Origin of the sequence: Sphingomonas sp. Leaf37, assembly GCF_920939475.1 — a bacterium.
Taxonomy (GTDB): Bacteria; Pseudomonadota; Alphaproteobacteria; order Sphingomonadales; family Sphingomonadaceae; genus Sphingomonas.
On sequence record NZ_CAKLAX010000004.1, the window covers coordinates 177715 to 192093 of the forward strand.

Sequence of the window (14379 nt, forward strand, 5' to 3'; positions counted from 1 at the left end):
ATCGCAGCGGCGTCGGCGCTTGTCGATGTCGCGCGGTCGGGCGAACGCCATGCCGCATGGCGGTTAGCCCAAGTATCGATCATCATGGACAGGTGGTGCCCGGGGACGGATTCGAACCGCCGACACTGCGATTTTCAGTCGCATGCTCTACCAACTGAGCTACCCGGGCAGGGTGGAGCGCGGGCATCGCCGCGTTCGGAAGCGCGCCTTTAGTCAGCCCGATCGTCGCTGTCCAGCCCGTCTTGCTCTTCTTCCTTCATCGGCACGCGATATCCTTCGCTCAGCCATTGCAGAAGGTCGCGATCGCGGCAGCCGCGCGAGCAGAAGGGCGTGTGGTCGGGTGTCGCGGGTTTGCGGCAGATCGGGCAGGGCTTGGGTGTCATGCGCAGTCCAGTTGATGGGTGACGCCGGTCCGCCGGGCGAGCTCCGCCAGCCAGTCCGGCCGGGCCGTCAGGCGGGCATGGACTGCGGGCGGCAACCGATGGCGCAGCGGGCTGCCGGGCGGCTCTCGCTCCAGCCGGCGCAGCGTCGCGCGTGCCGCCGCCGCGGCCGGGTCGGCGCGCAGCAGTTCCGGCAGCGACGCGCGGGGCCGGGCCCGGACGATCTGGAGAAAGCCGAATCCGTTGACGGCGGTCCGTTCGAACGGCTGCGGCAGGGCGGCGTCGATCGCCTCCGCAACCGCCTGGCGCCCGGCCTTGTTGGCGAGGGTCGGAAAATCCACGCCGATCGACCCGCCGATCGCGTGTCGGTGGATCGCGTGGGCCACGGCACGGGCGGCGGCGACGGCAAGCGGGTCGAGCGGCGGCGGACCATCGACGTCGAACAGCGTCATCGCCGGCGTCGGCGACATCCGCAGCGCACCGAGCGGAAAGACGATCGCCCCGCCGGTCGCCTCTTCCAGCAGTTCGGACCAGCCGGCCGCTTCGAGCGCGTCGGGTTCGTGGGCGCGCAGGATGCGGACGCGATGGCTGCTGGCGTGCAGGCGGGTGAGCAGGTCGGGACCGAGCGCCGGGATGGCGTCGGTGCCGATCGCGCGCGGTGGCTTGGGGCGGCCGGGTTCCGGTATCGCCTCGCGGACGATCTCGACGGTCAGTGCCGCGCCCTTGGTGATGCCGGCGGGGATGCGGGGGATCACCGCCTCTTCGCCGCCGATGTCGAGGCGGCCCATGCCGCCCGCGGTCAGTTCGATCAGACGGGCCGATGCGACCGTGCCGAGCCGCAAGGGGCAGGGGAGCTCGATCGCAGCCTCGACGATCTGGCCGTCATCGATCAGCGCGGCGCGGCATTCGCCGATCCCTGCCTCGTAAATCCATTCAGGCAAGCGGCAATCCGGCGGCACGGAGCAGCGCGCGCGTCTCGGTCAACGGCAGGCCGATGACGCCCGAATGACTGCCGTGGATGAAGCGAACGAACGCCTCGGCCCGGCCCTGGATCGCATAGCCGCCGGCTTTTCCCAGCCCTTCGCCGCAGGCGATATAGGCGTCGATCTCGGCAGGAGAAAGCGGGCGAAAGGCGACGATCGTATCGGAAAGGCGGGTGCGCTCGGTGCCGTCCGCGGCGATGACGCAAACCGCAGACAGCGCGTGGTGGCGACGGCCGGAGAGGCGCGTCAGCAGATCGCGCTGGACCGCCTCCGTCTCGGCCGGTGGCAGGATCTGGCGGCCGAGCGCGATCGTCGTATCGCCGGCGATGACCGCCTCATCCGCAGCGCGATCGACCGCCCGTGCCTTTTCCACCGCGAGGCGCAGGGCATAGACGCGCGGTGGCTCCGCCCGGCGCGGCGTCTCGTCGATCGCCGGCGAGACGATACGATCGGGCACGCAGCCAAGGCGCGCCAGCAGGTCGCGCCGGCGCGGCGAGGAGGAGGCGAGAACCAGCGGCATGGGTGCCGCGCGGCTGCTTATTGCGGGCCGGGGCCGCCGCGGCCGGGCATGAAGCGGTAGGTGATCCGCCCCTTGGTCAGATCGTAGGGGGTGAGTTCGACCAGCACTTCGTCACCCACCAGCACGCGGATGCGGTTCTTGCGCATCTTGCCGGCGGTGTGGCCGAGAATCTCGTGATCGTTTTCGAGCTGGACCCGGAACATCGCGTTGGGGAGCAATTCCACCACGCGGCCGCGCATCTCGAGCAGTTCTTCCTTGGCCAAAAATCAACCTCTGTTCGCGTCTATCGGGCGCGCCCTTAGCGCAGGCCACCGAAAAAGGGAAGCAATGCGGGCGGGGCTGGCGATCCGCCATCGTACCGCGCCGCCTGCGTGGAGTGGATATGGGAGCGGCGAGGTGGTTCCGCAACGTCGGCTGCGCCGGGGAAGTTGCCGAACTTTACGGTACGTCCGGGTCGGAATGCATCCTTGCGATGACGCCGAACCCCGGCGTGGGGATTGCCGTGCCATGCGCAGCGGCGGCGGGAGGGGGATGCAGGTTTTCAAAGAGCGGTCGTGGCGGCTCGCTGGCAGATTCGGAGCGTGTAGGACAGGGGTTTGTCGGGCGGCATCAATGCTCGTGCGGGGGCGTTGCGTCGGTTTATGAACCGCGGCGTTGATGATCAGCGGGGTCGGTCCCGATGCGGGGGAAGTCGTCGGATGCGGTTCGGCTGGAAGTCGAGCAGCTATGTCTTGTTCTGGGAGGGAATCGGACCGGCCGGTTTGCGGCTGGATCATCGTTAAAGCTGCCGCTAACTCTACCCAATGGACTTTTCCGGCCTCATCGTGCTTCCGCTCGCTGCAGTAGTTACTGCCTGCTGGATCATCGGCGCGGCTGTCTTATCAAAGAACGGTCCGGGCTTTCGAGCGCCTTTCATTCTATCCTACAGCTTTGGCGTGATCTTCATGGAGCCATGGCAGATAGGGGCATGGCAAGAACTCGGCATGTTCGCGATTATGCTCGTAATGCTCGCGCTTTGGGTTGCGGCGGGATGCATCGTTGGCGGCATCCCTGCTGCGCTCATCGTCTCTCTGATGAAGAAGTTGCAGCAACGCTTCCGGCATTAAGGAACGGCAGCTTACTGGCTCACCCATACCGACGTTCTACGTCCGGGTTTGGGCGATGATCGCCAAGACACCTGTAACTGACCTAGACCAGACACGCGTCGGCCTTGCCCGCCTATAACAAAGACCCCTGTTTCCCCATGTCCTCGCGCGCCGCGCGGCGGAAGGCGGCGGTGGGGTCGGGGTAGGGGAGGTCGGGCTTCCTGCCGGCGAACAGGTCGGCGATCGTCAGGATCTGGAGGCGGGGATAGGTGCGGCCGAAGCCGTCCTCGAACCGGCCGACCGCAGCGGCGGCCTTCAGCATCGGCTGGGTCGGGGTGGCGCGGGTGACGAAGATGCCGATCGGTGCCTCGGCGCGCATCATCGCGGAATGCAGGTCGCGGATCATCGTGACGCCGACATTGTCGCCGCCCTTGACGGAGACGATCGCGCGTTCGGTGCGCTTGCCGTCGGGCTTGAAGTAGATGAGGCCGTCGATCCCGCCGTCCGCGCCCTTCTTCTTGCCGCCGTAGGGGACGGCGTCGACCATCGACACCGCCCACCATTGGAACTGGTATTTGTCGCGCGCCGCGAGGTCGTCGGCGGAGGCGAGGTCCTTGGGCGTGCCCTCTACGGTGAAGGAGGCATCGGGAAAGGCCGCCTGCATCCGCTTCTCGATCAGCGAGATGGCGAGGTGGGTGACGTCGATGCCGATCCAGTGGCGACCGAGCTTTTGCGCGGCATGGACGGCGGTGCCGCAGCCGCAGAACGGGTCAAGGACGACGTCGCCTTCGTTGGACGCAGCAGCGACGATGCGTTCGAGGAGCTTGATCGGCTTTTGCGTGGGATAGCCGAGGTATTCCTTGCCCCGCGGGGCGATGGCGTAATTCCAGTAATCCTCCGGCACCTTGCCCTTTTCATGGATCAGGTGATCTGCGCCGACGAAGCCCGATCCGATCAGGCCGGGTTTGTAATTCTCGCGCGTCTTGGCGCTGTGTTCGACGCGGACGGCATCGGCGTTGAACGTCCAGCTATCGCCTTTGTTGAACCAGAAGATGACGTCGTGCTTGCGCATGAACTGACGCATGCCGGGGGAACCGGGGCCGGTGTAGCACCACACGATTTCGTTGCGATAGCGCTGCGCGCCGAACACCGAATCGAGCAGCAGCTTGAGGTAATGGCTGGCGGTGGGATCGCAGTGGAGGAACAGGCTGCCGGTGGGCTTCAGCTTGCGGTGCAGTTCGATAAGGCGGATCGCCATCATCGCCAGATAGGCCATCATATCGTTCTCGCCGAGGAACGAGCGCATGGCGCGCAGCAGTTCCGAGGCGCGCAGGTTGCCGCTTTTCAGGACCTGGTCGAAGGCATCCTCGGCGGTGTCGTTCCATGCCCACGTATCCTCGAACGCCTCGATCTGCGCGTCGCTGCCGGTGCCGGTGGGGGATTTGAAGAGGATGTTGTAGCTGGCGTTCGAGTTGAACGGCGGGTCGAGGTAGACGAGGTCGATGCTGGCGTCGGCGATATGATCGCGGAGCACGCCGAGGTTGTCGCCATAGTACAGGTGGTTGTCGGGGCGGTTTCGCATGCGCCGCAGTGTGGCGCGAGTGGTGCGGGCGGGATCGCGCCAGTCCGTCCGTAACGGTGCCGAACCGCCGCTGGACGTGCTGGTCGAGCGTCAAGATGATCCGGACCGGAGCAAATCGCCGCGTGGATCGTCAGGCCGACGATCCACGCGGGGCGAGGTCAGTTGCCCAGCGCCTTGGTAAGGAATGCGTCCGCCCTGGTCAGCAGGTCGATACGCACCTCCGAATCGCGCAGCTGGTGGTCGATGAGCGGATAGACGACCAACTGGCTCTTCTTGCCTGCGCTGCGCAACTGCTTGTCCATCAGGCGCGATTCGTCGACTGCCACGTTGATATCCTTCGATCCGTGGAACAGCAGCACCGGCGCCTTGAAGGCGGCGGCATGACGGGCGGGCGATCCATCCTGCAGATGGGGGCCGTCGCCGACATAATCCTGGCCAATCTTGTCGAGCGCTCCGATCTCGGTCCGCAGCGCGCCGAGGTCGGTGACGGGGGCGATTGCGATCGCCGCCTTGAACAGGTCGGGATCGACCACCTGAGACTGCAACGCGGCATAGCCGCCGTAGGACCAGCCGACGATGGCGAGCTTCGCCGGATCGGCAATTCCTTCCTTCACCAGCCAGCGACCTGCGTCATTGACGTCGCCGATCGCCGTCTTCCACGATTTGAAGCCGTTCTGCTGGAACCAGTCCTGCCCGTAGCCGCTCGACCCGCGATAATTTGGCTGGATGACCGCATAGCCGCGGTTGGCAAAGAACTGCACCAGCCAGTCGAAGCCCCAGTCGTCCCGCGATGCCGGGCCGCCATGCGGCATGACGATGGCGGGCAATCCCTTCGCCGCGCCGCCGGGGGGCATGGTCAGATACGCCGGGATATCGGTGCCGTCCGCAGCCTTGTAGGTGATCGGCCGCATCGCCCCCAGCGGGGTGCCGGCGAGCGCGGGACGATCGGCGCCCAGCGGGACGAGGCTCTTCTTGTTCGCATCATACAGGAAATAGCGGCCGGGATCGGTATCACTGGCGGCATAGATCAGGTGGATCTTCTCGTCCGCGCTGGAATCGACGATGTTGATGAGGGGCAGGGTCGACAGCGCCCGCGAAAGGCCGGTGGCGAGCTTTTCGTATTCCGGATCGAAGAAGCCGACCTGCCGACGCTCTTTGGAAAAGGTCGCACCCACCACGCGGCCGCGACGGCCGACCGTCAGGACGCCCGAAACATCGACGTCGGGATCGGCGAAGGCGAGGTCCTTCTTCATCGAACCGTCCAGCGCGACGCGGTAGAGCACGTCGCGCCCTTTCGTCTTTTCGATGACGTAGGCGACATTGGCAGTGCCATCGACCGCCAGCGGCACCATCCCGGTCTCGTCGACCTGCGAATAGACGGAAAACGGCTTCCAGTCCTTGCTGCCGGCGGTACGATAATAATAGCTTACCTTGCCGTTGCCCTGCCAGCCGAAGCGATACGCCTCGTACTGCGCCTTTATGCGGATATTGCCGGTGCCATCGCCGATGTAGCGTCCGACGATCGGGTCTGCGCTTTCGATATGGTCGACCTTCCCGGTGCGGGTGTCGAGCAGGTCGACCGCCAGACCCTGCGCCTTGCTGCCGACGGTGATCGAATTGCTTTTCAGCGGCACGTAATTGCGGGCGATCAGCACCTTGTCGGTCGCGCCGTCACGCCAGTCGACGACATAGCCATCGGATCGGCTGATGTAGTCCTGGGCGGTTTGCATGATGCCCAGCGGCGTCGGGTTGTTGCCGTCGGCATCCATGGCGATCAATCGCGAATAGCTGCTCCACGCCCCCTCTCGGTTGGAAACGCCGTATAGCGAGCAGACGAGCCGGGTATTCGATGCCCAGCCGCAACTGCTGAGCGTCATCGGGTCGCCATTGGCGTAATTCACCGGCTTCACGCTGCCGGACTTCATATCGAGCACCTGTACGACGGTCGCCTGTTTGGGGCCGGGCGAGATGAAGGCGACGCGGGTGCCATCGGGTGACAGGCTGGCGTCCGAAATGCTCTCACGCTCGCCGAACGCCGCTGCCGCCTTCGCCGGCTCCAGCCGGACCTGTGCCAGCGCACCGGCCGATGTCAGCGCGCCCGCCACGACCACTGCCGTAGCGCCAGAGACCATCATCCGCATGTAAACCCCCAAGCCCCCTCGTTATTCTGTGCGGTGAAGTCTGGCGACGCGGCACGAGCATGGCAAGTCCGCAGACCCGCCATGCTCGTGCCCGGATCAGCCGCCCCCGCCCGCCAGCGCCGCGAGCAGCAGCAGCGCGACGATGTTGGTGATCTTGATCATCGGGTTGACCGCCGGGCCGGCGGTGTCCTTGTACGGATCGCCGACGGTGTCGCCGGTCACCGCGGCCTTGTGGGCTTCGGAGCCTTTGCCGCCGTAATTGCCGTCTTCGATGTATTTCTTGGCATTGTCCCACGCGCCCCCGCCGCTGGTCATCGAGATCGCGACGAACAGGCCGGAGACGATGACGCCGAGCAGCATCGCGCCGAGCGAAGCGAAGCCCTGTGCCTGACCGGCGACCGCGGTGATGATGAAGTAGAGCGCGATCGGGCTGACGACGGGGAGTAGGCTGGGTACGATCATCTCCTTGATCGCGGCGCGGGTGACGAGGTCGACGGTGCGGGCGTAGTCTGGCCGGCTGGTGCCGAGCATGATGCCGGGATTGTCGCGGAACTGGCCGCGCACCTCCTCGACCACCGCGCCCGCCGCGCGGCCGACCGCGGTCATGCCGAACGCGCCGAACAGATAGGGCAGCAATGCGCCGAGCAGCAGGCCGACGATGACGTAGGGGTTGGACAGGCTGAAATCGACGGTGACGTCAGGGAAGTAGGTCTGGAGGTCGGTGGTGTACGCGCCGAACAGCACCAGCGCGGCTAGGCCGGCGGAGCCGATGGCATAGCCCTTGGTCACTGCCTTGGTCGTGTTGCCGACCGCGTCGAGGGCATCGGTGCGCTGGCGGACGTCGTCGGGCAGGCCCGCCATCTCGGCGATACCGCCCGCATTGTCGGTGACGGGTCCGTAGGCGTCGAGCGCCACCACCATGCCGGCGAGCGCGAGCATCGCGGTCGCCGCGAAGGCGATGCCGATGATGCCAGCGAGCTGATAGGTGGCGATGACCGCGACGACGATGACCAAGGTGGGGAGCGCGGTCGATTCGAGGCTAATCGCGAGGCCCTGGATCACGTTGGTGCCGTGACCGGTCTGGCTGGCGGCAGCGATCGACTTCACCGGGCGATAGTTGGTGCCGGTGTAATATTCGGTGATCCAGACGATCAGCCCGGTGACGGCGAGGCCGATGACCATGCACCAGAACAGGTCCATGCCGGTGAAGCTGGGGATCGCACCCGCCACCGCGGCGGGGCGGTCGAAGCCCGTCGTCAGGTCGTCGGACACCGCGTCGAGGAAGCCGGCGCTGCCGATGGTGCGGCTGAGGTCGCCGAGCACATATTGCGTGGCGAAATAGATCGCCGGGATCGACAGCAATGCCGAGGTCCAGAACCCCTTGTAGAGCGCGCCCATGATCGTCCCCTTGCCGAGGCGGACCATGTAGGTGCCGATGATCGAGGTGATGATGCACACGCCGCCGACGAGCAGCGGCAGCGTCATCAGCCGCATCAGTTCGGCGGCATCGGCGCGGATCAGCAGCGCGATCGAGATCATGGTGACGCCCAATGTGACGACGTACGTCTCGAACAAATCGGCGGCCATGCCGGCGCAGTCGCCGACATTGTCACCGACGTTATCGGCGATGACAGCCGGGTTGCGGGGGTCGTCCTCCGGAATGCCGGCCTCGACCTTGCCGACGAGGTCGGCGCCGACGTCCGCGGCCTTGGTGAAGATGCCGCCGCCGAGGCGCGCGAAGATCGAGATGAGCGAGGCACCGAACGCCAGCGCGGTCAGCGCTTCGACGATGATGCGGTCGTTGGGGGCGTGGCCCGCGGGTCCGGTGAGATACCAGAAGAAGGTGCTGATCGCGAGCAGTCCCAGCCCGGCGACGAGCATGCCGGTGACCGCGCCCGATCGGAACGCCATGGTCAGGCCGCCCTGCAACGACGTCCGCGCAGCCTCGGCGGTGCGCACGTTGGCGCGGACCGAGATGTTCATGCCGACATAGCCGGCGACGCCCGACAGCACCGCGCCGATGACGAAGCCGATCGTCGAGATCGTGCCGAGCGCGAAGAACAGGATGACCGCGACGATGACGCCGACGATCGCGATGGTGGTGTATTGCCGGCCCAGATAGGCCTTGGCGCCCTCCTGGATGGCGGCGGCGATGTCCTGCATCTTGGCATCGCCGGGCGACGCGCGCAGCACTTGCTGGCTGGTGATGAAACCATAGACCACGGCGATGACGCCGCAGAGGATGGCGATGGCGACCGTGGTCATTCCCGCATATCCTTCTCCTGTTGACGCCCGGCCGGTGTGACCCCGGTCTCGTGCGGTTGGGCGGAGGCTATGGCGATGCGGGGACAAGCGCAAGCGATTGAGGTTAAGGCCGTCTGATCACCCCCATGTGTGGGACGACGGGTGACGCCTAATGCTGAAACCCGATCCTGTCCGGCAGCGGAACCGCCTCGCTTCCGTCTTGGAGCTTCAATCCCTCGCCGCGTGCGAAGCGGCCGAGGCGCGTGGCGGGTACGGGCGGGACCGTGTTGGCGGGCATCGCGAACAGCAATTCGTAATCGTCGCCTGCCGTGGCCGCCCTCAGACGCGCATCGCGGTCATCGCCGGCAAAGGCACGATAGTCCGCGGATAGCGGCACGGTGGCGAGGTCGAGAATCACGGCGAGGCCGCTTGCGTCGGCCATGCGGGCGGCATCGATCAGCAGACCATCGCTGACGTCCATCATCGCATGCGCGATCCGCGACAGCACGCGGCCCTCGGCCAGGCGTGGCGTCGGCCGGCGATAGCGGTCGACGAGCGCGACCGGGCCGTCCGCACCGCGCGCGATGGCGAGGCCGGCGCCCGCATCGCCGATCGTGCCGGTGACCCACAGCGCGTCGTTCTCGCCCGCCCCGCCGCGGGGAGGAGCCGGCGTGTCGCAGCCGAAGGCGGTGACGGTGATGACGCGCGGCGCACCCGCGGGCAGCCGGATCGTGTCGCCGCCGAGCAGCGCGGTGCCGCATGCGGTCAGTACGTCGCCCAGCCCGACGAGGAACGCGCGGTCCCATGCGTCGTCGCTCAGCGGATAGTTGAGGAGGATGCCGTCGGGCTTCGCTCCCTTGCCGGCAATGTCGGACAGGTTGGTCGCGACGACCTTCCACGCCACGTCTGCCGGCGTATCCGTCGACAGGAAGTGGACGCCCTCGACCAGCGTGTCGGTGGTGACGACGAGGGGGGCGTGGACCAGCCGTGCGGCATCGTCGCGCAGGCCGCGTGCGGAGGGATGGAGCGGCAGGGTCCGCAAGGCGGCGAGGAAGTCGGCTTCGGTCATCTGTGCTGCTCCCTCTACCGGGGCCGTTCCGGTTGCCCCACTCAACGATGCGGATTGCTCCCCCGCAAGGGGAAGGGGGACCGTTCGGCGCCAGCCGAGCGGCGGAGATACGCGGCGTCCTTCGGAACGGGTCCGTCGCTTACCTCCCCCTCCGTCACGACGTAGCGGCGCGCCCCCCTTCGCGGGGGACGGCGGATAAAGTCTCCGTCAGGAGGCCTCAGGCGGGCCGCACGTCCTTGGCGATCCCGTCGAGCAATCCGTTGACGAAGCCGGTCTCGCGCCGTTCGTAGAAGGCGTGGGCGACGTCGACATATTCGCTGATCGTCGCGCCGACCGGCACGTCGGCGCGGGCCATCAGTTCGTAGGTGCCGGCGCGCAGGATCGCCTTCATCGGCTTGTCGAGGCGAGCGAGCGTCCAGCCGCTCGCCAGCTTCTTTTCGATCGCGAGGTCGATCTCGCCGCCACGGGCGGTGGTACCCTTCACCAGATCGTCGAAGAAATCCTGATCGGCTTCGGCATATTCGGCGTCCTCGATCGTCGCGCCCAACCGGTGGTTGTGGAATTCATGGAGCAGGGCGGGCACGGCCGTCCCCTCCATTTCGTGCTGGTACAGTGCCTGGACGGCGGCGAGGCGGGCGGCGGCGCGCGCCTGAGTGCGGTTCGAGGTTCGTGACATCGGGCCGGCATGTAGTCGTCCGGGCGCCATCCGTCACCCCTTTGCCCGTTGCGCGCGCGCCGGGGCATCCAAAAACGCCTTGGCTCGTTCCGCGTTCAAGGGACGAGGATGGAGGCTAAACATGGGTGATAGCTCGGATAATGTGGTCATCGGTGTCGTGCTGTGGCTGGTCGCGCTATCGGTGGTGATGGCAGCCGTCGGCATCTGGCTGGGCCGGTCGCATCGCCTGCGCTCGCGCCGCATCGCGCTGATCTGGGCGATGGCCTCGATCGCACCGCTGTTCGGGGCGGGGGCGTATATGTACCTGCGCCACAGCGCGATGGAGGCGGAGGGCGTGACGCGTCCGGGCGTCACCAACGTGCCGCCGGGGCAGGGGCGGTAGGTCACGTGTCCGGATCGGCCGGGACACCTTTAAGCCTCTCCCGCGAGGGAGTTCGGGAATGACGGAGGGGAAGGTAGGCGACGAACCGCGATATCGCGGACGCTGCCTGCCTCCCCCTCCACTATTCGGCTTGCGCCGAACGGTCCCCTTTCCATTGCGGGAAGGAAATCAGGCGTAGTTTACGGCATCAGCACCGTGTCGACGACGTGGATCACACCGTTCGACTGCATCACGTCGGCGATCGTGACGTGGCTCATGCCGCCCTTGGCATCGGTGAGCATGATCTTGTTGCCCATGCGCGATGCGGTCAGCGGCTCGCCCTGTACCGTGGTCAGCGTCGCCTTGCCGCCACCGGCCTTGATCGCGGCGACCAGCTGCTTCGACGTCATCGTGCCGGCGACGACATGATAGGTCAGGATGCTGGTCAGCGTCGCCTTGTTCTCCGGCTTCACCAGCGTGTCGACGGTGCCGGCGGGCAGCTTGGCGAAGGCGGCGTTGGTCGGTGCGAACACGGTGAACGGGCCGGGACCCGACAGCGTCTCGACCAGGCCGGCGGCCTTGACCGCGGCGACCAGCGTCGTGTGATCCTTCGAATTCACCGCATTCTCGACGATGTTGCGGGTCGTGAGCATCGCGGCGCCGCCGACCATCGGGTTCTTGGCGGCCGACATCGCGGGACCCGCGGCGAGCAGGGCAACGGCGGCAATCGCGCTGCGGAACTGGAATTTCGTCATGGGGCATCCTTCTCGTGTCGCACCCGGTGAGGGTTGCTGGAAGGAGGTACGCTGCCGGGTCGGGAATGGATGAGGGTAGCGATAGGAGATCGGCTAGAGCGTTGAGGCGGCGGAGAACTTTGTGAAGGTCGCTCCTGTTGGATGACCAAGCGGTGCTGGTGATGCCGAAAGTGGGTGGAAAGCGGTCGGACTGCTTACCGGGTGATGACGAACATTTGTTGCAGCATGGACGACAGGTCCCTGTCCCGGTCGGGCCGCACCGGAAGCTCCATTCGATCCCGAACGACGCTCGTAAGATAGTCGGCGATTTGCTCCACGGGCGCATCGGCTTTCAGCATTTCGAGCACCCGAGGCGCATAAATGTCGTACTCGTCCGCAGCCGCTTCGATACCCCGCACGCCGATCGGGTCCCAGGCCCAGTGCAGGGCAACTTGGATCATTCGTAAGCTGGTATCGTCGTTCATCACGCTATCCTACGATCTGCGCCAAATATCCGGAATGGGCGCTTACAGGCGTTCGCCCGCCTCGCTACCGGTTCAGCCGCAGCCTTAGCGCTACCGACCGCGCATGTGCCGGTAGGCCTTCGGCCTCGGCCAGCGCGACCGTTGCCGGGCCGAGCTCTGCCAGCGCGGTCTCGTCCAGCCCCAGGAAACTGGTGCGCTTCATGAAGTCGAGCACCGACAGGCCGCTGGCAAAACGGGCGCGGCGGCCGGTGGGGAGGACGTGGTTGGGACCGGCGACGTAATCGCCGATCGCTTCCGGCGTATGACGGCCGAGGAAGACGCTGCCGGCGTGGCGGACGCGGTCGAACAGGGACTGCGGATCGTCGACCGCGAGTTGCAGATGTTCGGGGGCGAGGCGGTCGATCAGGGGGCAGGCCTGTTCGAGTGTCTCCACGACGACGATCGCGCCGTTGGCGTCCCATGCCGCGCGCGCCACGGCGGCGGTGGGCAGGATCGCGAGTTCGTCGTCGACCGCCCGTGCGACGCGATCGGCGTAGGTGGCATCGTCGGTGAACAGGATCGATTGGGTGGTGGTGTCGTGCTCGGCCTGGCTGAGCAGGTCGGCGGCGGTCGTTTGGGGATCGTTCCTCGCATCGGCGACGACGACGATCTCGCTGGGGCCGGCGACCATGTCGATGCCGACGACGCCATAGACCTGGCGCTTGGCTTCGGCGACCCAGGCGTTGCCGGGGCCGGTGACGACATCGACCGGCAGGATGCGGCCGGCGCCATAAGCGAGCGCGGCGATCGCCTGCGCGCCGCCGATCCGCCATACCTCGTCCACCCCGGCGAGGTGCGCGGCGGCGAGGACGAGGGGGTTGATCTGGCCGTCCGGCGTGGGCGTGACCATCACCAGACGTTCGACGCCGGCGACCTTGGCGGGGATTGCGTTCATCAGCAGCGACGACGGATAGGCCGCGCGGCCGCCGGGGACGTAGATGCCGGCTGCGTCGACGGCGCTCCAGCGTGCGCCGAGGCGAACGCCGGCGGCGTCGGTATAGTCGGTATTCTCCGGCTTCTGACGTTCGTGATAGGCGCGGATGCGGGTCGCGGCGAGATCCAGCGCGTGGCGGAGTTCGGGCTCCAGCGCCTCGTACGCCGCGGCGCAAGCGGCGGGTTCGATCCGCCAGCCGGTTTCGGACAGGTCGTGCCGATCGAGCTTGCGGGTGAAGGCATCCACCGCCGCCTCGCCATCGTCGCGGACGGCGCGAATGATGGTGGCGACATCGCGGGTAACGTCGGCGGAGGCTTCGCGGCGCCCCTCGACCAGCGCGGTGAACGCGTCGGCGAACCCGGCGTCGGTGGTGTCGAGGCGGATCACTTGGCGGCTCCTGCGACGGCGCGGCGGAATGCCTCGACCAGCGGCACGACTTCAGGGCGGGTCTTCATCGCGGCGCGGTTGACGATCAGGCGGCTGGTCACCTCTGCGATCACCTCGACCTCGACCAGTCCGTTCTCCTTGAGCGTGCGGCCCGACGAGACGAGGTCGACGATGCGCGGGGCGAGGCCCAGCGTGGGGGCCAGCTCCATCGCGCCGTTCAGCTTGACGCATTCTGCCTGCACGCCGCGCGCGGCGAAATGTGCGGCCGTGATGTGCGGATATTTGGTGGCGACGCGGACGTGGCTCCAGCCGCGCGGATCGTCGGTCGCAGCCATCGCGACCGGTTCGGCGACCGAGATGCGGCAATGGCCGATGCCGAGATCGACCGGCGCATAGAGTTCGGAATAATCGAACTCCGCCAGCACGTCCGACCCGACGATGCCGAGCTGCGCCGCCCCGTGCGCGACGAAGGTGGCGACATCGAACGCCCGCACCCGGATCAGTTCGATATGCGGCACATCGGTGGCGAAGCGCAGCGCGCGGCTGTCGGGATCGCCGAACGCCGCCTCCGGATGCACGCCGGCACGGGCGAGCAGGGGAAGGGCCTCGGCGAGGATGCGGCCTTTCGGCACGGCGATGACTAGGGGTGGTGTCGGCACAGGCGGGCCTTACCGGTGGGGTGGGACGCGTGCAACACGGCCGCCAACGTGGTCGGATCACCGCATGTGCCGATCCGGGCGATGGCGCGTTGTCGAATGG

The 14379-nt window shown here is 66.9% G+C and carries 15 protein-coding genes and 1 tRNA gene; 2 read left to right on the forward strand and 14 right to left on the reverse strand.

What is annotated here, in order from left to right:
• Nucleotides 1–93: 93 nt before the first annotated feature.
• The 5 genes from LRA87_RS14585 to infA form a co-directional block, all read right to left on the reverse strand.
• Nucleotides 94–169 (reverse strand) — tRNA-Phe (locus tag LRA87_RS14585).
• 40 nt (nucleotides 170–209) lie between these two features.
• Nucleotides 210–383 (reverse strand): DNA gyrase inhibitor YacG, encoded by a 174-nt coding sequence (locus tag LRA87_RS14590; protein ID WP_230632510.1) that lies wholly within the window; start codon nucleotides 381–383, stop codon nucleotides 210–212.
• A complete protein-coding gene (locus tag LRA87_RS14595; RefSeq protein ID WP_230632511.1) occupies nucleotides 380–1321 on the reverse strand; it encodes a ribonuclease in 942 nt (313 codons plus the stop codon). The genes LRA87_RS14590 and LRA87_RS14595 overlap by 4 nt, the downstream gene beginning before the upstream one ends.
• On the reverse strand, nucleotides 1314–1883 hold the full coding sequence (locus tag LRA87_RS14600; protein WP_230632512.1) for a Maf family protein: 570 nt from the start codon (nucleotides 1881–1883) through the stop codon (nucleotides 1314–1316). Before LRA87_RS14600 ends, LRA87_RS14595 begins: the two co-directional genes overlap by 8 nt.
• Nucleotides 1884–1900: 17 nt before the next feature.
• Nucleotides 1901–2146 (reverse strand): translation initiation factor IF-1, encoded by a 246-nt coding sequence (gene infA, locus LRA87_RS14605; protein WP_017977808.1) that lies wholly within the window; start codon nucleotides 2144–2146, stop codon nucleotides 1901–1903.
• 540 nt (nucleotides 2147–2686) lie between these two features.
• On the opposite strand from infA, the gene LRA87_RS14610 reads away from it, so the two are divergent.
• The gene (locus LRA87_RS14610) at nucleotides 2687–2989 is read left to right on the forward strand and encodes a hypothetical protein (protein WP_230632513.1); all 303 of its coding nucleotides are present in this window, start codon (nucleotides 2687–2689) and stop codon (nucleotides 2987–2989) included.
• A 112-nt stretch (nucleotides 2990–3101) separates the two neighbouring features.
• Here LRA87_RS14610 and LRA87_RS14615 read toward each other — a convergent pair whose 3' ends face one another.
• The 5 genes from LRA87_RS14615 to nusB all read right to left on the reverse strand — a co-directional run bounded on the left by LRA87_RS14615 (nucleotide 3102) and on the right by nusB (nucleotide 10680).
• Nucleotides 3102–4550 carry a DNA methyltransferase gene (locus LRA87_RS14615; RefSeq protein ID WP_230632514.1) on the reverse strand — a complete coding sequence of 483 codons (1449 nt, stop codon included), beginning with the start codon at nucleotides 4548–4550 and terminating at the stop codon, nucleotides 3102–3104.
• 158 nt (nucleotides 4551–4708) lie between these two features.
• Entirely contained in the window at nucleotides 4709–6691 is a 1983-nt protein-coding gene (locus tag LRA87_RS14620) for a S9 family peptidase (protein ID WP_230632515.1), read from the reverse strand.
• 96 nt (nucleotides 6692–6787) lie between these two features.
• The gene (locus tag LRA87_RS14625) at nucleotides 6788–8956 is read right to left on the reverse strand and encodes a sodium-translocating pyrophosphatase (RefSeq protein ID WP_230632516.1); all 2169 of its coding nucleotides are present in this window, start codon (nucleotides 8954–8956) and stop codon (nucleotides 6788–6790) included.
• Nucleotides 8957–9104: 148 nt separating this feature from the next.
• The gene (thiL, locus tag LRA87_RS14630; protein ID WP_230632517.1) at nucleotides 9105–10004 is read right to left on the reverse strand and encodes a thiamine-phosphate kinase; all 900 of its coding nucleotides are present in this window, start codon (nucleotides 10002–10004) and stop codon (nucleotides 9105–9107) included.
• A gap of 217 nt (nucleotides 10005–10221) precedes the next feature.
• The gene (gene nusB / locus LRA87_RS14635; protein WP_230632518.1) at nucleotides 10222–10680 is read right to left on the reverse strand and encodes a transcription antitermination factor NusB; all 459 of its coding nucleotides are present in this window, start codon (nucleotides 10678–10680) and stop codon (nucleotides 10222–10224) included.
• A 121-nt stretch (nucleotides 10681–10801) separates the two neighbouring features.
• On the opposite strand from nusB, the gene LRA87_RS14640 reads away from it, so the two are divergent.
• Complete coding sequence (locus LRA87_RS14640) at nucleotides 10802–11062, forward strand: hypothetical protein (RefSeq protein ID WP_230632519.1); 261 nt, start codon at nucleotides 10802–10804, stop codon at nucleotides 11060–11062.
• A gap of 179 nt (nucleotides 11063–11241) precedes the next feature.
• On the opposite strand, the gene LRA87_RS14645 is transcribed toward LRA87_RS14640, so the two are convergent.
• The 4 genes from LRA87_RS14645 to hisG form a co-directional block, all read right to left on the reverse strand.
• Nucleotides 11242–11796: a fasciclin domain-containing protein gene (locus LRA87_RS14645; RefSeq protein WP_230632520.1), complete on the reverse strand. Its 555-nt coding sequence runs from the start codon at nucleotides 11794–11796 to the stop codon at nucleotides 11242–11244.
• Nucleotides 11797–11990: 194 nt separating this feature from the next.
• Nucleotides 11991–12260, reverse strand: coding sequence for a hypothetical protein (locus LRA87_RS14650; protein WP_230632521.1), 270 nt, complete (start codon nucleotides 12258–12260; stop codon nucleotides 11991–11993).
• Nucleotides 12261–12324: 64 nt separating this feature from the next.
• Nucleotides 12325–13620, reverse strand: coding sequence for a histidinol dehydrogenase (gene hisD / locus LRA87_RS14655; protein ID WP_230632522.1), 1296 nt, complete (start codon nucleotides 13618–13620; stop codon nucleotides 12325–12327).
• Nucleotides 13617–14279 carry an ATP phosphoribosyltransferase gene (hisG, locus tag LRA87_RS14660; protein WP_230632523.1) on the reverse strand — a complete coding sequence of 221 codons (663 nt, stop codon included), beginning with the start codon at nucleotides 14277–14279 and terminating at the stop codon, nucleotides 13617–13619. Before hisG ends, hisD begins: the two co-directional genes overlap by 4 nt.
• Nucleotides 14280–14379 lie beyond the last annotated feature (100 nt).